14 protein-coding genes are annotated in these 21,569 nt (G+C 38.8%); 10 read left to right on the top strand and 4 right to left on the bottom strand.

Annotated elements, in window-relative coordinates; all coding sequences use genetic code 11:
* The 10 genes from ABD769_RS06255 to ABD769_RS06210 all read left to right on the top strand — a co-directional run bounded on the left by ABD769_RS06255 (nt 1) and on the right by ABD769_RS06210 (nt 14,960).
* Complete coding sequence (locus ABD769_RS06255; RefSeq protein WP_344850345.1) at nt 1-1,071, top strand: hypothetical protein; 1,071 nt, start codon at nt 1-3, stop codon at nt 1,069-1,071.
* 185 nt (nt 1,072-1,256) lie between these two features.
* Nucleotides 1,257-2,234, top strand: coding sequence for an SH3 domain-containing protein (locus ABD769_RS06250; RefSeq protein ID WP_344850343.1), 978 nt, complete (start codon nt 1,257-1,259; stop codon nt 2,232-2,234).
* Nucleotides 2,235-2,842: 608 nt separating this feature from the next.
* Complete coding sequence (rpsA, locus tag ABD769_RS06245) at nt 2,843-4,777, top strand: 30S ribosomal protein S1 (protein ID WP_010600211.1); 1,935 nt, start codon at nt 2,843-2,845, stop codon at nt 4,775-4,777.
* 398 nt (nt 4,778-5,175) lie between these two features.
* Complete coding sequence (locus ABD769_RS06240; RefSeq protein WP_344850340.1) at nt 5,176-6,876, top strand: beta-N-acetylhexosaminidase; 1,701 nt, start codon at nt 5,176-5,178, stop codon at nt 6,874-6,876.
* Nucleotides 6,877-6,996: 120 nt separating this feature from the next.
* Nucleotides 6,997-7,203, top strand: a complete 207-nt coding sequence (locus tag ABD769_RS06235; protein ID WP_344850338.1) for a hypothetical protein — start codon at nt 6,997-6,999, stop codon at nt 7,201-7,203.
* Nucleotides 7,204-7,489: 286 nt separating this feature from the next.
* A complete protein-coding gene (gene pyrR, locus ABD769_RS06230) occupies nt 7,490-8,038 on the top strand; it encodes a bifunctional pyr operon transcriptional regulator/uracil phosphoribosyltransferase PyrR (RefSeq protein WP_344850336.1) in 549 nt (182 codons plus the stop codon).
* A gap of 2 nt (nt 8,039-8,040) precedes the next feature.
* Complete coding sequence (locus tag ABD769_RS06225) at nt 8,041-8,970, top strand: aspartate carbamoyltransferase catalytic subunit (protein WP_029279355.1); 930 nt, start codon at nt 8,041-8,043, stop codon at nt 8,968-8,970.
* Nucleotides 8,971-9,365: 395 nt separating this feature from the next.
* Nucleotides 9,366-12,389, top strand: a complete 3,024-nt coding sequence (locus ABD769_RS06220; protein WP_344850332.1) for a tetratricopeptide repeat protein — start codon at nt 9,366-9,368, stop codon at nt 12,387-12,389.
* A 4-nt stretch (nt 12,390-12,393) separates the two neighbouring features.
* Entirely contained in the window at nt 12,394-14,091 is a 1,698-nt protein-coding gene (locus ABD769_RS06215; RefSeq protein ID WP_344850330.1) for a porin family protein, read from the top strand.
* Between the two features lie 368 nt (nt 14,092-14,459).
* Nucleotides 14,460-14,960: a hypothetical protein gene (locus ABD769_RS06210; protein WP_344850328.1), complete on the top strand. Its 501-nt coding sequence runs from the start codon at nt 14,460-14,462 to the stop codon at nt 14,958-14,960.
* 69 nt (nt 14,961-15,029) lie between these two features.
* On the opposite strand, the gene ABD769_RS06205 is transcribed toward ABD769_RS06210, so the two are convergent.
* From ABD769_RS06205 to ABD769_RS06190, 4 genes are read right to left on the bottom strand one after another with little or no spacing between them, the layout of a single operon-like run.
* A complete protein-coding gene (locus ABD769_RS06205; protein WP_344850327.1) occupies nt 15,030-16,625 on the bottom strand; it encodes a SusD/RagB family nutrient-binding outer membrane lipoprotein in 1,596 nt (531 codons plus the stop codon).
* A 7-nt stretch (nt 16,626-16,632) separates the two neighbouring features.
* On the bottom strand, nt 16,633-19,734 hold the full coding sequence (locus tag ABD769_RS06200) for a SusC/RagA family TonB-linked outer membrane protein (RefSeq protein WP_344850325.1): 3,102 nt from the start codon (nt 19,732-19,734) through the stop codon (nt 16,633-16,635).
* 33 nt (nt 19,735-19,767) lie between these two features.
* Nucleotides 19,768-20,772 carry a FecR family protein gene (locus ABD769_RS06195; protein WP_344850323.1) on the bottom strand — a complete coding sequence of 335 codons (1,005 nt, stop codon included), beginning with the start codon at nt 20,770-20,772 and terminating at the stop codon, nt 19,768-19,770.
* Between the two features lie 47 nt (nt 20,773-20,819).
* Nucleotides 20,820-21,467 (bottom strand): RNA polymerase sigma-70 factor, encoded by a 648-nt coding sequence (locus tag ABD769_RS06190; protein WP_344850321.1) that lies wholly within the window; start codon nt 21,465-21,467, stop codon nt 20,820-20,822.
* Nucleotides 21,468-21,569 lie beyond the last annotated feature (102 nt).

Raw genomic sequence — 21,569 nt, 5'->3', positions numbered from 1 at the left:
ATGACCAGAAAAAATATTTTGATTACAATAGCCATACTCCTTGTTCTGCTCGTTATCTACCTGGCGAAGTTTACGGCTATTCATATAGCGCTGTCTAATCTATCATTCCCAAGCCGGCTTAAACATTACCCCTATTTAAATGAGGGCGCCCAATCGGAAAATTTTGAGGTGGATTATCTTTTCTACGATCCGGCAAATATAGATTACGACACCAAAACAGGTGGTTTTATTGTTACCACAGCACATGTAAACCAGGCTTTTGAAGTGTACCATAAACTCGATGCAAAGGGAAATTCGACAGATTCACTGGTTAATGATACCAGCGCCATCCACACTTTTCATAACGAAGGTGTTGTTTTTGGCGAAGATTATTTTATCGATTGGTGTACATCAGGCAATAAAAACAGACAACCTTTTGTTGATTTTTTGAACCATGATTTTAAAATGGACGAAAAGGCCTGGGCGGAAATTTTTGAAACCCATTACAAAAATGCATCGGCAGTAACTTATAAACCATCAAAAGACTGGCATTCTTTAACTTTTTATTTTAAAACGGAGAAAGGCTGGCTGGCCATGAATAGCCTTAAAGATGATGAGCGGATTTTTCAGGATGTGGGTTCGGAAAATGAGCTTGATTTTAAGGGGTATCCGCTTAAGGGAAACAGATTTATTGCTTTAAAAAGCAGTATTACCGGAAAATATCCATTGCTGAGTTATAAAAACCGTAGCGATATCGAAAACCAGTCTTATAACTGGAAAGATTCTAAAAACCCCGTCAACTTAAAATATTTCAAAAAGGAAAACCTGCAGGGCCGGGCGCCATATACCGGACTGCCTCAAACCTGGGGTGGCGATGCTTATTTAACATTGAAACATAAAAATCAACTGATCAGGTTTAAAGAAATTGCGGTTAAAGATGTTGGATTTGCTGAGCCACAAATTAACCTCGATTTATACCAGGTACCAAAAGCATTTGAAAATAAATCGGATGTTGCTTTTATTATCCTTTCTTACGGAACAAACATTGGCGACCGTGGCGGAAACGGACTTTATGTGATTAAAAGGAAATAATAATCAGTCCTTTTTAGTACCTGATCTGGTATCGGATAAAATTTGTGAAGAAATCTTTTCCAATCTTCTGGAACCATTACTAAAAGAATTTCTATTTTTGGCATAATAATGGCTCGTTATGCATCTTAATTTGATGCCTTTTATGCAGTTAACGCTCTGTTAAAGCATCTACCAAAAATAACAACATGACTAGAATCTTATTCCTCTTTTTTGCCTTCATTATCTTTTCTACCAGCGTAAATGCGCAAGATATGTACCGTGTTACCGCCGATAAATTACGTGTTAGGGAAGCCAAAAATGCCAATAGTAAAATCGTAGGATTTATCCCGAAAAATGAAAATGTAGCTGTATTAGATGCTAGTGATGCTAAATTTTATAAAGTAAAATTAAAAAACGGCGAAGGTTGGGCCAGTAAAGATTTCCTGGAAAAAATTGCTCCGGCAACTAAACCAGCCACTACACAACCAAACACGGCACAGCCAACCACAACGCCGGCAGCTACAAGCAATGATATGTACCGTACCACAACCGACGACTTAAGGGTGAGGGAAAAAGCAGATCCGAATAGCAAAATAGTTGGACACTTGCCTAAAAATGAAAATGTTGCTGTTATCGATTCATCAAATACAAGCTTCTATAAAATTAAAGTAACCAATGGCGAAGGTTGGGTAAGTAAAGAGTTTTTAGTCAGGATTTCCCCAGTAAATAAACCTGTAGATAAAGCAACAGTTGCTGCATCGGTGCCTTTAGAAACCAGGAGTTATACCAACATTATCTTTTTTGCTGTTGTTGCCTTAATACTGATTACCATATTATATTTTTCGATCAAATATGCGAGTGGAAATAAATTTTTAATTGGTTTTGCGGTTATTGTAATCCTCGTGATCGGTTATTTCTGTTACATTACCTTTATACAGGAAAAAATAGTTTCGGGCACTTTTGCAAGCACTGAAGACATACAATACAAAACCTTCAATTTTAAATCGAAAGATTCGGTAACGGTTGCCGATGCCTATAAAGATTCGATTTTTACCTCTAAGTATGTAATTGATGGCGATATGATTAAATTGTATGATCAGCAAAATACCATTATGTTGCTGATCAGAGATGACCATACCTTAATTGGCGAAGGCTTTACGAGGGGAACGTTTACGAAAAAATAATCCAAGAATCACCAAACGTTCCTATGGAACGAAAAAAAATTGTCATTTTTTTCTACCCGTGATCCGTCCCGATGGGACGAATGATAAACGAATGCAGTGAATTTTAAATCTAGCCTTCCATTCAAACAAATTATAAACAATTGTGATAAACTTCAACCTAGCACGTCCCATCGGGACGCCTCCTAGGTAGCAAATAACATTTTGTTATTTGCGTAACGTTCCTAAGGAACGTTTGGTGTTTTTTTACACAATCCTTTGTTTCTAAACCCGATAGAGCGGAATAGCCCGCATCCCGATTTTTTCATCGGGAGAGGACTATAAGCGATAGCGGGGCTGCTGTTTAAGAAGAAATACTGCACGCTCATTTTCAAATCATTAGATTAAAAATCATTATATTATGCTTTCACATTCTAAAAGCATAACAGGCAAAATCAAATAACCACCCCTCCTTTCAGGCACCCTCCGAAGGAATCGGAGCAGGCCCTCCATGGGAGGGGAATTATAAAACGCTAAAAATCAGCAACATTTATTAAAAAAATCTTTTCTATTAATTAAAATATTTTTACCTTTGCAGTCCCTAAATAGGGAAAAAAGGAGATAATTAATTAATGGCTAAAAAACAAGTAGCAGAAAAAGAATTAGCAGCAAAAACAGCTGAACTTCAGGGAGAAGGCGGACGCCTTACTGAAAAAGAAACGATTGAATCAGAAGCTGATTCAGTTTCGATCGAATCGATCAAATCATCATTAGCAACACCAACCGAAGATTTCGACTGGGATGCAGATGAAAAAGTTTTCGGTAATTACAATGATGCAGACCGTAAAAAGTTTGAAGATATGTATGCCGGAACATTCAACCAGATCACTAAAGGTGAGATCATCAGCGGTATTGTTGTTTCAATCAACAACAAAGATGTAGTATTAAACGTAGGTTTCAAATCAGACGGTTTAGTTTCTACTTCAGAATTCCGTGATACACCCGATCTAAAAATCGGCGATTCAGTTGACGTTTTCGTTGAAGCACCAGAAGATGCTAACGGTCAATTGATCCTTTCCCGCAAAAGAGCAAAAACCCAAAGATCATGGGAAGCGATTAACGAGGCTCTTGAAAATGATAGAATCATCAACGGTTTCGTTAAGAGCCGTACTAAAGGTGGTTTAATTGTTGATATCATGGGCGTTGAAGCTTTCTTACCAGGATCTCAAATTGATATTAAACCTATCCGCGATTACGATGTGTACGTGGGTAAAACAATGGAATTTAAAGTTGTTAAAATTAACCATGAGTTTAAAAACGTTGTAGTTTCTCATAAAGTGTTAATTGAAGACGATTTAGAAAGCCAAAAAGTAGAGATCGTTTCTAAATTAGAAAAAGGTCAGGTATTGGAAGGTACTGTTAAAAACATTACTGATTTCGGTGTGTTCATCGATTTAGGTGGTGTTGATGGTTTACTTCACATTACAGATATTTCTTGGGGCCGCATAGAGCATCCGAAAGAAGTATTATCATTAGATGAAAAAATCAACGTGGTTGTTTTAGATTTCGATGATGAGAAAAAACGTATCGCTTTAGGCTTAAAACAATTAACGCCACACCCTTGGGAGAACTTAAGCACCGACATTCAGGTTGGTTCTAAAGTAAAAGGAAAAATCGTAACCGTTGCAGATTACGGTGCTTTCTTAGAAATCATCCCTGGTGTTGAAGGTTTAATCCACGTTTCTGAAATGAGCTGGTCACAAAACCTAAGAAATCCACAGGAATTCTTAAAAGTTGGTGATGAGATCGAAGCTGAAGTTTTAACTTTAGACAGAGACGAGCGCAAAATGAGCTTAGGTATTAAACAATTATCTAACGATCCATGGCAAGAAGTTGCTGCTAAATTCCCTGTTGGAAGCAAGCACAAAGCAACTGTTAAAAACATGACTAACTTCGGCGTTTTCGTTGAAATTGAAGAAGGTATCGATGGATTAATCCACATCTCTGATTTATCTTGGTCTAAAAAAGTAAACCACCCTAACGAATTCACTAAAGTTGGTGATGTATTAGATGTAGTTGTTTTAGAACTTGATGTTGATAACCGTAAATTAAGCTTAGGTCACAAACAATTGGAAGAAAACCCTTGGGATACTTTCGAAACGATCTTCACTTTAGATTCGGTTCACCAGGGTACAGTTGTTAAAGTAACTGATAAAGGTGCTGTTATTGCTTTACCATATGGTGTAGAAGGTTTCGTACCAACTAAACACATGGTTAAAGAAGATGGTACTTCGGTTAAAGCTGAAGAAACCAATGACTTCAAAATCATTGAATTTAACAAAGAAGCAAAACGTATCGTAGTATCTCACGCCCGTATCTGGGAAGAGGTTAAAGCTGAAGCTGTAGCAGAAGAAAGAAATGCTAAGAAAAAAGAAGCTAAAGCTGCTGTAACTGCGGTTAAAAAAGTTAAAGATTCTGTAGAGAAATCTACTTTAGGAGATTTAGACGTATTGGCTCAATTGAAATCGCAATTAGAAGGCGAAGAAAGCAAAGCTAAAAAAGGCTAGTTCTTTTTAACTGAATAATTTAATCCCGATAGCGAAAGTTATCGGGATTTTTTTTGCTTTTTTTTGCCACGGAAACATGGATTTCTTTGATGGATCGTTAATTGTGGGCAGGCTTTCTCAGCCGACAGCCTGCCCCGATTTTTGGGGAAACAATCTCATTTTCATTCACCATATAGGAAATGTAAGAACATTGAAGAAATTTGCAACATGAGCTTATATTTTCTTAAATGTCTTATATGGTTCCATATTTGAAAACGAACGCAATCCTATATCGGTAATTCCTGTCCCGCTTTCCGCTTTATTCCGTTACACTTCTTGCCCGCTCCCATCGGGTTTATGTAACATCTGTAATTCGCTCTACCAAACCTTTTCCGTTCATCCGTATAGAATGATTACTTTTGAAAACGAAATCACAGATTATGAAAAACCTGATCATCTTATTTTTCCTTTCGGCATTTAGCTTTAATCTTTATGCTCAGGAAATAAATATTATCCCGCAGCCGGTACAATTAAGACCAGGACTTTACCCAACCGATAAATTTAAAATTGATAATCAGACTATTATTTTCATATCAGATAATAAAGCGATGAATTCTGCTACATTTTTAGCAGAATATTTATTTAAACATTACAAACTCAATCTTAAAATAAGTAATACTGCAGGAGACGGAAATAAAAACAGTATTAAACTTGTATTATCAGACCAATTGTATCAAAACCCAAACAAATATTTTGTATCAGTACTTTCCACAACTTTAAATGCAGGAGCATCTTCAGAACAGGGCTTATTTTATGCAGTTCAAAGCATTATCCAACTTTTACCTGTAACAACAACTGTGAATGAACTCTTCATCCCATCTGTTGATATTATAGACTATCCCCGTTTCGATTACCGTGGCATGCACCTCGATGTGAGCCGCCATTTTTTTGATGTGGCCTTCGTAAAACAGTACATCGATTATTTAGCATTACATAAAATGAATTATTTCCACTGGCATTTAACCGACGATCATGGCTGGAGGATCGAAATCAAAAAATACCCAAAACTAACTGAAATCGGTGCATGGCGCAACGGAAGCATTATCGGCTTATGGCCGGGACAAGGAAATGAAAACATTAAATATCAGGTTTTACCAACAGAAGTAAAAATTACACCAAAAGATGCTGTACTTAAAACCGATGGCATTAAACATGGCGGTTATTATACCCAGAAGCAGATAAAGGATGTAATTGATTATGCAGCCAAACGTTACATCACCATTATCCCTGAAATTGAAATGCCTGCACACAGCATGGCTTTATTGGCCGCATACCCGGAGCTGGGTACCGAACCCAATAAAAAGTATGAAGTTGCCCAAACCTGGGGAATGATGAATAAATACAATAATGTACTGCAAGCTTCTGATACTACTTTTAAATTTTTGGAAAACGTACTAACTGAGGTAATGGACTTATTTCCTTCGCCATACATCCACATTGGTGGTGATGAAGCTTCGAAAGTTTGGTGGAAGCAATCTGCTGTTTCACAAAATATTATGAAAGCCAATGGTCTAAAAAACGAAAGCGAACTACAAAGCTATTTTATCCGCAGAATGGAAAAATTTGTAAACAGTAAAGGCAAAACCATTATTGGCTGGAACGAAATTTTGCAGGGCGGATTGGCACCAAATGCGGTGGTAATGAGCTGGCAGGGCGAAAAAGGTGGTATTGAAGCCGCTAAACAACAGCACAAAGTAATTATGACACCAGAAATTAAAATGTACTTTAACCATGCACAGTTCGCGAAAGAAGATAGCTTAACGGCCAATAAATTTTCGCCACTAATTGAGGTTTATAACTACGAACCTGTACCTGCCGAATTAACTGCCGAGCAGGCAAAGTACATATGGGGCGGTCAGGGTTGCCTTTGGAGCGAATACATCACCAATCCGGCTAAAGTACAGTACCAGCTTTTCCCCAGACTGGATGCCTTGAGCGAAATTTTATGGAGCCCCAAAGAAAAACGCAATTATCCTGATTTCCGGAAAAGACTTAAAGCACAATTTAAACGGTACGATTTAATGGGAATTACTTATTCGAAAAGGTATTTAGAAAACTAATGTATGAGCTGTTGCATATAATAAGTGGCATCCGCCAGCCATTAGGACTTTAATTATTACCGTCATGAAGATTCTTCACTAATTAAAAATAAATGCAATCTTTGCGTTTAAAACAAAATCATGCGTAAACTACTTGCCGTACTTTCTACCATCATTACCATATTTGCCATTAAAGAAGCGGTATATGTTTTTATTTCTACCGAGCCGGATATGGTTAAGCAAAAACCTATCCTGATTATAATTGCACTAAGTATTTGTATTCCTTTAATTTTGCTCTCGCTATGGTTATGGTCGCCGCGTAAAAAGAATAACGACCTGCAAAAATAAACTCCTATTTTCTCTTGATTGCCAGAGTAGAATGATAAGCTTAAAGCAGAAAGACCAGAGGTGAAGGCAAAAGACTAAAGGTGCATGGGTTATTTTAACTCTGATGTGAATATTCTATTTGGTCCCTGTTCTTTTATCTTTCAGTTTTATCCTTTCTGCTCTTCAAAAAATTTATTTTACGCATTACGTTTTGATAAAGAACAATTTAACAATGAAACCTTAAAACAATCTACATTCAACTTTACAACCTTAAAACATTTTTATATATTTGCCCAATCCTTCTTCAATGCAAAAGAAAACACTTCTTGACGGACAAAAAATTCAGATTACAATTAAGAGGCTTTGCCATCAATTAATTGAAAACCACGACGATTTCGCGAATACCGTTTTAATTGGCATCCAGCCGAGGGGTATTTTTTTGGCAGACCGCATCCACCAGGAACTTCAGATCATTCTAAAAAACAAGAAAATATTAAAAGGAAATCTTGATATTACTTTCTTTAGAGATGATTTTAGGCGTAAAGATGGTTTGGTTACCGCCAGCAGCAACTCGATCGATTTTATTATCGAAGGCAAAAAAGTAATCTTAATTGATGATGTACTCTGGACAGGCAGAACCATAAGGGCAGCACTTGATGCCCTGCTTGCATATGGCCGACCAGAGAAAGTAGAACTTTTGGTTTTGATAGACCGCAGGTTTAGCAGGCATTTACCTATCGAACCCGATTACATTGGGCATCAGGTAGATAGCTTAAACTCGCAGCAGGTAAAAGTAACCTGGGCAAGTGAAGGAAGTGAAGATAAAGTGATTTTAATATCCGAAAATAATAAATAAAAATGGCAGCAGAAAAACTATCAACCCGACATCTTTTAGGCATTAAAGATATTAACCGGAATGATATCGAATTGATTTTCGAAACTGCAGATAATTTTAAGGAAGTGATTAACCGGCCGATTAAAAAGGTCCCTTCGCTCCGCGACATTACCATCGCCAATATTTTCTTCGAAAACTCTACCCGTACCAAACTTTCATTCGAACTGGCTGAAAAAAGGCTTTCGGCAGATGTGGTTAATTTTGCGGCTTCATCTTCGTCGGTAAGCAAGGGCGAAACGCTTATTGATACGGTAAATAACATTTTATCAATGAAAGTTGATATGGTGGTAATGCGTCACCCTTATGCCGGTGCGGGTCAGTTTTTAAGCAAACACGTAAAAGCACAGATAGTAAATGCCGGCGACGGTGCGCACGAACACCCTACCCAGGCTTTGCTCGATGCTTTCTCGATCCGCCAGAAACTGGGCGATGTGGCAGGTAAAAAAGTGGTGATTGTTGGCGATATCCTACACTCGCGTGTAGCCATCTCGAACATCCTTTGCCTGCAACGTTTAGGCGCAGAGGTTATGGTTTGCGGGCCCACCACGTTAATCCCAAAACACATACATCAACTTGGAGTAAAGGTTGAACACAATCTTATTAAAGCCCTGAACTGGTGCGATGTAGCCAACATGCTGCGTATCCAGCTGGAGCGGCAGGACATAAAATATTTCCCATCTTTAAGGGAATACGCCATGATGTATGGCTTAAATAAACAGATCTTAGATAACCTTGATAAAGAAATCATCGTGATGCACCCGGGCCCGATTAACCGCGGTGTAGAGATTACCAGCGATGTAGCCGACAGCAAACAATCTATCATTTTAGAACAGGTTGAAAACGGTGTGGCGGTAAGGATGGCAGTGCTATATCTGTTGGCGAGCCAGGGGTAGTTAGGCTCAATAGTTCATTGGTCAATGGTTTATTAGTTCATGGTTGATAGCCTAGTCGTGAGTTCCAGTTAAATGATTCATAGTTTAGTTCATTTGTCATTGGTTCATTAGTACAGGATGCATAGATTAGTACAGCCCATTGATAATTGCTTATTGGTGATTGATTATTATTCATTACAATTAACCAAACTCTCCTATTTGGTTTACCAGATATAATCTACCATTGAACTAATGACAACTGAACCAATGAACTTCATCATTTTTCCACATTCGCTCCACCCCTGATACCAAACCCAAAATCCTGTCGTTAATTGGTGTTATTAACAGATGTTAATTACTTATGTTGATAAGCTCTGATACTATCTTTAATTTAGTACCAACCATATTTGAAACCAATGCAGAAAAAATACTTACTAATTCCGCTACTTTTAGCTGGAAGTTTTAGCACTTATGCCCAAGTTAGCGCAGTGCAAAACCTCAATAAAAACTATCAAACGGGCTTAGAATTATTAGACAAAGAGAAATACACTGCAGCTGCACAACAGTTTAAACTTGTTGAGCTGCAACGTTATAAACCTTCTACCCAGACAGAAAGCAATGCCGAACTCTCGTTACTTAAAGAGAATGCAAAATTTTATGCAGCCGTTTGTGCTTTAGAGCTGACCAACAGCGATGCTGAAAGTTTATTTCAGTCATTTATCCGCGATTATCCGCTAAACCCGAACACCAAACTGGCTTATTTCTATGTTGGAAAAACTTATTTCAACCAGAAAAACTACAAAAAAGCATTAGAATGGTTCGAAAAAACCGATCCTTCTACCCTTTCGGGTAAACAAAGGAATGAGTACCAGTTTAAACAGGGTTATGCCTATTTTGAATTAAAAGATTACGAAAAAGCAGAGCCTTTATTCGAAAAAGTTAAAAAAGAAGAAGGCGATTTTCAGGAAAGTGCCACTTATTATTTTGCCTACATCAACTACTTAAACAAAGAGTATAAAACGGCATTGGCCAACTTCGAAAAGTTAAAGGGCTCTCCTACCTACGAGGCCAGTTATCCGTATTACATCACTTCGATGTACTATTTAGATGAGCGTTATGATGATGTAATCAGCTATGCTTTGCCTGCCATGCAAAAAACCAAACAACAGTTCGAACCCGAAATGTTGAGCCTGGTGGCGGCATCTTACTTCGCAAAATCTGAATTTAAAAACGCCGAAAAGTATTTCGCCGAGTATTATGCAAAAGATAAGAGCGAAGCCAAAAACAACCTCTTCATTTACCAATATGGCTACTCTTTATTTCAGAATAAAAAGTACAAAGAATCTGTTGCTGTTTTAGAAAAATTGAACAACGACGATATTTACCTGCAAAATGGTATGCTTACCCTGGGTAAAGATTTTATCCAGCTGGGCAATAAACAAAAAGCCCAGAGCGCATTTTTCAGGGCTTCGCGTTTAAGTTTTGATAAAGTGATTCAGGAAGAAGCCTGGTTAAATTATGCCAAATTAAGCTACGAACTCGAGTTTCACCAGCAGGCTTTGGAGGCTACGCAGGGTTTCTTAAAAACTTTCCCTAAATCGCGCAAAATAAACGAAGCGAAAACTTTATTGGGCGAGGTTTTATTAACCACCAAAAACTACCAAGCCGCTGTAGATATTTTAGAGCCCATTCCTGATAAAACATTGGAAGCTAAAGAAGCTTATCAGAAAGTAACTTATTTCCGCGGACTGGAATTCTACAACGAAAGGGCATTTCCTAATGCTTTATCGATGTTCTTGCGTTCAGAAAAGTTCCCTGAAGATAATGAGATCAACGCTTTAAATACTTACTGGAAGGCAGAATCAATGTACGAACTGCGTAAATACGGAGAAGCAGTTAGCACTTTTGAGAAATTCCTGAAAATGCCCGATGCCGATAAAACCGGTGTTTACAATTTCGCAAATTATGCTTTGGCTTACGCGGCTTTCGAAGATGAAAAATACAGCAAAGCAGCTACTTATTTCGAAAAATTCCTGGCTGGTAACGATAAAGATCAGAAAACAATTGATGATGCGACCATACGTTTAGCCGACTCCTATTTCGTAAATAAGAATTATGGTGATGCGATGGCGAATTATAATAAGATCATCAACAGGCACACCACTTCTGAGGATTATGCAACTTTCCAGAAAGGGATGATCCAGGGTTTAGAGAACCAGTACGATGCAAAGATTTCGACCATGCAAAGCTTGTTAAAGGCTTTCCCTAATTCGAATTATGCAGATGATGCCGGTTTCGAAACAGCCTATACTTACTTTAATAAGGGCGATTTTGATAAATCTAAATCAGATCTTGTGGCACTGGTAGCCAAATATCCACGCAGTAGCTACGTTGCTAAAGCATTGGTAACCATTGGCCTGGTACAATACAATCAGGATCAGGATGATGCCGCTTTAGAATCGTTTAAAAAGGTAATCCGCGATTACCCTACTGCCGACGAAGCAAAGCAAGCCATGGAGTCGATCAAAAACATCTATGTTGATCGTGGTGATGCAAATGGCTTTATTGCTTATGCTGCCACCACTCCTCTTGGAAATTATTCAGGCTCTGAGCAGGATAACATCGTTTTTGCCGCAGTTAACAATACCTATTTAAAAGGCGATGCTAACGGCGCATTCCAGGCGGTAAATGCTTATTTTGATAAATTCCCGAAAGCAAACCATGAGAAAGAAGCTAAATTTATCAGGGCAGAATCTTTGGTTAAACTCGGTCGTCCGGATGAGGCCATTGCCGATTATGAATTTATTTTAAACGATTGGACCAGCGATTATACCGAGCGCTCATTGGTAAGTATTTCTCAGCTTTTCTTAAACCAGAAGAAATACAACGAGGCCATTGTGTACCTGAAAAGACTAGAAACAACCACCGATTATAAATCGCACTATAGTTTCGCCATCAACAACCTGTTAAAAGCTTATACCGCTTTAAACATGCCTGATGATATGCTTAAATATGCACAGCTGACCAAAGAATCAGAAAAAGCATCAGAGGAAGAGAAAAACAGTTCGAGCTTATATTCGGGTAAAGCTTATCTGTTAAAAGGCGATACCACTACCGCCATTAAAGAATTTAAAAATGTAGTAGCCAAAACAAAAACCATTGCCGCTGCCGAAGCGAAGTACAACCTGGCTTTGTTAGAATACAATAAGCGTGATTTCAAAACTTCATCAAAAACCTGTTTTGATCTGATCAACAACATGGCCGCTTACGATTATTGGGTAGCGAAGGCATTTATCCTTTTATCCGACAATTATGTTGCCCTGAAAGACAATTTACAGGCAAAGAGCACACTTCTAAGTATTATTGATAATTACGACGGCAAGGATGATATCATCCCTACAGCCAAAGAAAAACTAGAAAAACTAAACCAGAAGAAGTAGCATTATGAAATCGATTAAATATATATATAGTTCACTGTTTTTTTTAGCTGCTGGATTAATGACTGCCCAGGCGCAGGATAAAAAGGCCGACGAAAAAGGTGTTGTAAACGAAGAGATTGAAGTAGTACGCCCATACAAACCCATTTTGGCTGAGGCGGTGAAGTTAAGAAGAAGTCCGAACCTGGATGATGTTAAAACCTATAAGGCAAAATTGAATTACAGCATTCTGGATAGAAAATTAGAACTGAACAGTGATATCCAAAAGTTACAGGCGCAGGCCCTTGCTGAAGAAAAAGCAAGCATTTTGGTAAATAATTACGTTAAAGGGGCATTCGGTTCGCTGGCTACGCTTTTAGGCGAAGCTTATTTTAATACCGGAAAAGATGAAGGGTTACAGCTGGGTGGTTATTTTAAACACTTTAGTCAGGAAGGTAAGCTGAACAAACAAAACAGCAGCAACCAGCAGTTAAGCGTTTTTGGTCGTAGCATTTTAGATCAGAATACGGTTAGCGGTAAAATTAGTTTTGAGCGTAATGGCGTTCATTTTTATGGGATTGACGATACCAGACCTTTGTTAAATCCTAATCCAGATAAGCAGGCCTTAACCACTATCGAACTGGAAGGTGAGCTGGTAAAAAACTTTACCGAAGATGAAGATGCATTCAGTTATGCTTTAAAAGCCAATGGTTATATCTGGAATGATAAATTCAGCGCTAAGGAAAATTACCTGAGCTTAAACGGTTATGTAAACAAACGCATTAATTCGTTAAACCTGGGCTTAGCTGCATCTACCGAATTTGGGAATACTAAAGATGCTTTAACCAGCGTTGGCAATAACCTGCTGCGTTTAAACCCTTATATCCGTTTACAGGTTAAAGGTGCTAAAATTACTGCCGGAATTAATTTTGTACAGGAGTTTGGCGCATACAGCAGCTCTAAAATATTCCCGGCAGTTACCGCAGACTTTACCCTGATCCCGGATTATTTACAGGTTTTTGGAGAAGTTAAAGGTGATGTTAACAGAAATTCTTTAAAAGGCTTTACTGATGAAAACCCCTGGTTAAACAGCAATATCGTTGTAAAGAACACCGTAGAAAAATTAAGTTTCAGTGCAGGTATTAAAGGTACCGGAGGTCCGGGTTTTGGTTACAAAGTGCGTGTATATGTTAAACAGTTTGATGATATGCCTTTGTTCGTAAACAACTTTACTGATTTTAACAAGTTCGATGTAATCTACGACTTCGGTAAAACGAAATTAACCGGTTTGGAAGGCGAAATTTCAGTTCAGGTGAGCGATGCCTTAAAATGGACAGGTAAATTAAACCTTGATGACTGGAAGCCAGCCTCCGAAACCTACTCATGGTTTAAACCAGGTTTAAAGGTAAGCTCTAACTTTGTATATACCTACAACAAAAAATTAAGTTTTAATGCAGGTGTAGTGATTCAGGATGATGTAAAAGCGAAAGTAAATATTTCAAACCCGGTTCCTGCGTCACAATATGTGATTCCGAACCCGGCTATCGAATCGATTGCTACGGTTAAAGGTTATGTAGATTTAGGTCTTGGTGCAGAATACAGGATTAACAATAAATTCTCTGTTTTTGCTAAAGCAAACAATATCTTGAATAGCAATTACAGCAGGTATTTATATTATCAGGTAAACGGATTTAATATTTTCGGAGGTTTGACTTATTCTTTTTAAGTAGATCTTCATACGAACAAAAAATGCCTTCCGATTTTAGACTGCCCCCAAAAAGTTAGACACTATTTGGGGGCATTTTTTATTAATAAACTTTTTTTCATTTTTTTGGCATATCTCATCAACCGAAACTGAGTTAGTTTGCTAAAGATTAATAGCCAAACAGCTATTTTCATAGTTAGAAGACATCAACCAATAGAAAAATAATTATCTTTCAATTTCCAAATCTTATTGACTATTGTTTTCAAAGGATTTTTTATATTGGGGAGATGTAACCCTTTTGCCTTAATGATAAAATAATTAATAAGAAGACACTTTTCTATTCCGCTGGCTTCGTTAAACCACAAAATAAACCCTTATAAAACGCTGCAATGAAAATATTTAACGTAAAGCCCATCATTATAAATGAATACATCTTCAATGATGAATATCTGGAAGAAAGCAAAACATCCAGGAATTATCAGTCTGGCTTTGAAATTACTGGCGAAAAGGTTGAATCATTAAATACAATTTTTATTAAGTTTAGTATTCTTTACTGTGTAGAACACCAGGAAGATGAAGAAAATATTGTTACACCCACTGGACCACACACCTGGGATGTGCAAGTATCGTTTACACTAGGCGAAGAAGAATTTATTTCCTATAAAAGTTCCTGTCAGTTTAATTTTGAAAGTGAAGGCTTCGATGCTGATGTAGTTTCTTTAACTGAATTTTTAACGGATTATCAGGCGCATACCAAATCATTTTTTAGTCAGTACGGATATAAACCTTTAATACCAATAGAGGAAGAAACACGCATGTTGCTCACCTTAAAGGCTGATGCCGAATTAGCTATTGAAAACTTGCGTGCAAATGATATCTATAATTTTTAACGCTACTGCTTCAACTATAAAAACTGCTCTTGTCTTGCAAAAAACTTGATTAGGCCTGCCGCCAACTGTTTACTTATCCCACCATACCCTTGCCGTTAGCACATCGCCCCCTGCAAGCCTGGCCACTGCATCTTTATAGTTCTGCGGATTGTTCAGGATTTCTGTGGAGAGGTAAATCAGGCGCCTTGGTATGGTGCCATTGGTTACATTGCCCTTGTAATTTATAGGTACAAGTTTAGGATAACCACTTCTTTTCCAGTTTAACCATGCCTCAATAAAATTAAAATCAGTTCCGGTGGTAACCCAATATTGCGTGTTGATAGCATTCAACGCATTTTCTGTATTTGTCTCATCAAGTGGGTTTTGATTCACAAAGTCAATAATTTTATTGGCATCAACCGCAGCCATGGGATCCAATTGTGCTAGCGACTGGATGGCTCCTGTTAACCCATTGGAATAATGCACTTTTGCAGTTCCACCAACATTCCAGCCCCTTACCTTTGCTTCGGCCAGTAAAAATTCGATTTCGGCATAACTCAGCACAAAAATCGGCCCACCCAGTTTGAGATACATTCCGGTGCGCGGCCTGGAGTATTTGCCAAGTGGTGCAAAATCACTTCCAGTACCTGTGCCGCCAGGATAATCCGGAGAATGGCTGATATCCGTAATTCCGCCCTGCAGGTCATATCCGTTTGGCATTCCCAATTGAACACTGGCATCGCTGTTCCCTGTGAGGTTTTGATCTGCATTTTTTGCCAGCCCATCTTTTGGTACTTCACCGATAATGCCCAGCCTCGGATCGTTAGTGTTTCTTAACTGATCGATCAAAGTTTTGCTCCACCGAACTTCCAGGTAATCGGAATAGGTCCGTAAGGCGAGCGATGTTCCGTTCTGACTATTAAAAGAAGAAGCATCGGTTAACAAGATTGCATTGTCATTAATGTTTTGAAAAGTTTTACCGGCAGCTTTTTCTGTCCAGATTCTGGCTTTTTCCGGATCTACTTTGGTTAATCGCATGGCAATTCTCACCATTAAAGAATAGCCAAACTTTTTCCATTTGTTAATGTCACCTTTGTAAAATAGGTCGGCGGTTGGTAAGGGTTTGTCGGCATCCAGTTGTTGTGTAGCAGCCTCAAGATCATTCAGCATCTGCGTATAAATATCTTCCTGACGGTCGTAAACCGGATATTTAATCCCTTGCATGGCTTTAACCGCCTGGCTGTAAGGTACATCACCGTAAGTATCAGTAATCCGTTGCAAAATCAGTACGAACATGATATCGCCTATGGCAATCAGGTTTTGATAAGCTACAGGATCTTTTAGCCTGGCCAGGCGCTGCATTTCCCTGATGTAGGAAGCGTCCATATAACCTTCGTCAAAAATACGCCCCTGATAATCGGTAAAACTGCCAACATTGATATACTTATCGCCATTGTTATAATAATAATAGGTTGAGGCCAGCAGCTGCATCATGGTACTCTGGTACAGCAACTGATAATAACCCAAATTGGCATATTTTAACTGCGCCTGCGACAGCAAGCTATTCGGATCATAATTATTTTCGGTAAGTTTTGTAGGATCTGTATTAATCTCATCCAGCCTGGCTTTGGAACAGCTGCCCGTTAAAAGCAATAAGAATATGCCGGTTATACAAAAATTCTTCATCACCTTCCTATTTGAATTTAAAGTTAAAATTGATCCCAAATGTTCGTGTTGCAGGCAAGGAAGCCCCTTCTATCCCTGCATAGCCTAAAGTAGGCGAAAATTCCGATTCGGGATCTATATTTTCACTATATTTAAGCAGAGTAAGCAAATTTCGCGCGACCAGGTCAATCCCTACGCTGCTAAAAGGTGTTTTTTTCAAATAACGCGGATTTACAGTATAACCCAAAGTGGCCTGCCTCAACTTAATAAAGCTGCCGTTGAGCACCGATAATGCCGAAATATTGGTCGCTAACTCTGGATAATAGGTATAAGCAGGCACATTAATGGTATTTTTTTGCCCATTCTCCGATATGCCATCAGCCACAATCCCGGTTTCCCTGCCAACCAGAGTAGCCTTATTTAAACCCTGCACATAACTATAATAAGCAGTTGCCGATAAAATTTTATTGCCAAAACGGTAATCAATCAAGAAAGAGAAACTAAACTGTTTGTAATTAAAACTGTTGGTAATGCCTCCATATAAAGTGGGCATAGTACCGCCCATTGGGATAAAATTACCCCGTTTGGGTATTCCGTCTGATCCGATGATTACATTTCCGCTGGCATCGCGTAAATAATCATATGCCATAATCTGCGTAATCGGTTTGCCTACCACTAATGCGGTATTGGCATTTAGAGGCCTGTAAGTACCTGTTAGTGTATAATTACTGTTGCCATCTATTGAAAGCAGGGTATTTTTCACCTTGGTCATGTTCAGGTTTACCTGCCATTTTGCATTTTGGGTGAGGATTGGTGTATAACCTAGCGCCAGTTCTATCCCGGCATTCCGGGTTTCACCGAGGTTAACGTAAGCAGAAGTAAAACCAGTGGTAACCGACTGCTTGGCATTGATGATTTCGTTATGGGTAAGGCGGTTAAAATAGGTAAAATCGATATCCAAACGGCTGTTGAATAACTTAAGATCGAGGCCGGCCTCTACTTCATTCAAGGTAAAAGGCTTTAAATTATAATTGGGCAGGTCGCCTGAAAAACCGCCTATAGGAACACCATTTACCTGATTATCTACCGTATAATAAATCTGTGTGGTGTAAGGAACAATAGGTTCTCCGCTGGTTTTGGCAAAATCGAGCCTTAGTTTACCAAAATCAAGTCCCTTTATCTTTAACAGATCAGAAAATATAAAACTTCCCGATACCCCGGGCACAAATATACCACGGTTGTTTGCAGGCAGGGTTGAATAAATATCGTAACGACCCGTAACCGAGAAATTAAGAAAGCGTTTATAACTGAGATCAGCGGTATAATAAGCCGATTCGGTTACAATTTTAGATACGCCCAGTGTCTTTGTACTGGTGATGAGGTTTTCAGGAACGTACAGGTAAGGAATTTTAAACTGTGAGCCAACAAGTTTTTCATTTGTACCTTTTCTGTTGCGGTAATTTGCCCCCAGAGAAAGTTCGAAGTTCAGGTTATCACTGAGATGATGAGTGGCGCTGAATAAAATATCGCTGTTTAGCTCTGAAGTATGGTTTTGATTGTAGGCATTAATTCCGCCCTGCCTGTTAATCGAAAAAGCCGTTCCCGTAGGTAAAATACTTACTACCTCATCTTTGCTTGAATCGTAACCAACCCTACCCTGAAGTGATGCCCAGCCGGCCAGCTGATATTTTAATACCGCCGAAGTAATGTAACGGTTCCTGGTGGCATAATCGGCCTGTTTATTCATTAAAAAATACGGATTGGTTTTATATTCATCCGGATTCCAACGGGTTTCGAAACCTGTTTCTGCATCAAAACCTGGTGACAATATCGATTGATCTAAACTTGTGGCTAAAGCCGAAATACCGTAATTGGCATTGAGCGGCCCGTCGCTTAAATAACTTTTATTTTTATTCTTTTCGTAAATGTAATTTCCGGTAAGGCTTAGCGATAACTTACTGCTTAAAGCTACTGTACCATAAAAGTTAAAGGTTCTACGGTTTAAAACACTATTGATTAATAGCGAACTGTAATCTAAATTAGAGGCCGAAACCCGGTAATTATTCAGGTTATTGCCGCCAACCAACGAGAGCGTATTGATAAAAGCCGGAGCGGTGCGGTAGAAAGTCTGAATGTTGTTTTTAACCGGTAAATACGGACGTACTGAACCATCAACCTGTGTAACCGGTTTTCCATCCATCACTTCTCCCCAGCTTAATAAACTGGTAGAAACAGCATTATACTGATCGGTGGGCCGTTTATTCTGCGCCCCCTGCCCATAAATATATTGAAAATCGGTGGCATTTACAGGAACATCAAAAGAGAGGTTGGTGTTATACTCCAGTTTTGCCCTGGTATTTTCTCCGCCACTTTTCAGGTTAATGAGGATCACGCCATTAGCGGCCCTTGCACCGTACAGTGCCGAAGCTGCCGAACCTTTCAATATCGTAATGGTTTCGATATCATCCGGATTGATGTTGCTGATGCCATCGCCATAATCGGCCCCGCCATATTCATTTGCACTGCCCCTGATGCTGTTATCAATGGGTACACCGTTTACAATAAATAAGGGAGAGGCAGCAGTCATGCTCGAAACCCCGCGGATTAATACCCTTGCGGCAGATCCGGGACCGCCATTAACACCAGTAATGTTAAGCCCCGCTACCCTGCCCTGCAAGGCCATAATCATATTACTTTCCCTGGCCTTTGCAATAGACGAACCTTTTATGGTAGTTAAGGCATAACCTACTTTTTCATTGTCTTTTTCGATGCCCAGCGCCGTAATTACCACTTCTTTTAAAAGATGCACACTGTCAGCAGTTAGTTTGCCTTCAACATTTTTTCTGATTACAATAAGGTTATTGGGCAGTACCGAATAAGTAAAACCGCTGTTGTGGAGCAACTGTTCGATTACCTTCAGGGCTTCTTCATCTTCTACCTTAACCGATACGCGGTGTTTAGGGATTTTAGATTCGCTGTACACAAAATGATAAACAGTTTGTTGCTGTACGCTCTCGATTACCTGTTCGAAACTGGCTCCGTTAAAATTCAGATTTACTTTGGTTTGCGCATGTACACATAGTGGAAAAATCAATCCAATTAGTAATATGGTCCGCTGCACAAAATTCATGGCCACAAATATACATGGCTAAACCGTTGTGTGCTAACGGTAGATGTACACATTTTTACCTTTTACCGAATAATTAAAGTTTTCGATCAGTTTTAACACATTTAAGGCTTCGGTAAGACTTTCTTTCCCGAAATGACCTGTAAACTGTACTGCTTTAAGTTCAGATTCTTTAAAGTTTATTTTTACACCGTACCAGCGCTCGAAAAGTTTGGCTACTTCATCAAAACGGTTGTTTTTAAAGATAAGTTCGTGGTTGAGCCAGGCGGTTTCAATAATTTTATCTGCCCCGCTTCCGTTAAAAAGGGTCAGCTGGCTTATACTTCCTTTACCCCTGGATAAAGTAAATTTATCATTCGGTTTTAAGATAAAAGTTTGATCTGCATTATTTTTAAGCGAAACAGATACCTTTCCCCTGATCAAAATGGTTTCGGTAAAAGCATCATTCGCGTAGGCTTTAACATCAAATTCGGTACCCAGTACTTTTACCGCCATTTGGCTGGTATGCACAATAAAGGGATGCGCAGGATCTTTTTGTACCTCGAAAAAAGCCTCGCCCGACAAGTACACCTCTCTGGTATCAGCTTTAAACTGCGCGGGGTATTTTAAGCTGCTGCCCGAATTTATTTTAACGGTAGAGCCATCAGCCAGTACAATGGTTTTAACTTCAGCAGCTTTGGTTTGTACGTTTAATAAATCAGCTGTTGGAGAGAAAATTGTTCCGCGGTTATAAATCAGTACCGCAGCCAATGCAATCGCAAGAACAGCGGCAATTTTTAACCAGGTAACATAAGATTTATGCCTCCTAATTGTTAAAACTGGTTGCTCAGGAACTTTAATCTGCGCTTTGATCCGTTCGAAAACAGGATCAGTATTTTCATCTTCAACAGGTTCTGATTCGAAATAGTTAACCAGCACATCATGTTCTTTTCTCAGCACGGGGTGATCGGCCAAAATAGATTTCAGCTCAACAGATTCATCCGGCGAAATTTCTCCGGCCAATTGTTTTCCAAGCAATTCTGTAAATCTTTGATCTGTCATTTTATTTTCCGTCCTTTATGATATGTTCCTTTTTATGAGAAAATTGCCTACAAAAAATATAAAAAAGATAAAGTACCTACTAAGATAACCAGAGAGATGATTTTTCCAATCATTTTTTCATCACTGCCCTTATCTTTTATATGTAAAGGCTGCAGCACCACACGGAGTTTGGCAATAGCCCTGAACAATTGAGTTTGCACCGTGCGTGGCGAAATATCCAGCAGTTCAGCCACTTCCTTGTATTTCATTCCGCTTTCTTTAATCAGCCTGAAAACTGTGGCGGCCTGAGGCGCCAAACCTGCTATGGCTTTATCAAGCTGGCGGTGAAGTTCTTTATTTTCAACCAGGTATTCGGGGGTATGCATATTTACCGAAACATCATCTCCGGCATCAGCTAAATCGATAAACGTAACAGAGGAATTTTTTTTAAGGTATTTAAGTGATTGATTTTTTACGGCGATAAAGAAATAACTTTCGGGGTTGAGCACATGGGTACTTTCCTTCCGGTTTTCCCAGCATTTAACAAATACTTCAGTAACGATATCTTCGGCAACCTGTTTATCAGTGACATAATAAACAGAGAATTTAAGCAGTCTGCCATATAGAAAGCGATAAAGCTGCTCAAAAGATGTAATATCATCACTGAGGCAAATTTTCTTCCATAAAACGACTAGATCTAGCTTAGCTGCTTTCAACTTGGTTAGTTTTTGAATCAAATGTAAGGTAATAAAAAATATTTCATAAAAAAATCTTGCCGCTGTAGGCAATTTGTCAAAAAAAAGGGTTCTTCTGTTAGT

It is taken from the genome of Pedobacter jeongneungensis, assembly GCF_039538295.1.
Taxonomy (GTDB): Bacteria; Bacteroidota; Bacteroidia; order Sphingobacteriales; family Sphingobacteriaceae; genus Pedobacter; species Pedobacter jeongneungensis.
This window is presented reverse-complemented; position numbering and strand designations above follow the sequence as displayed.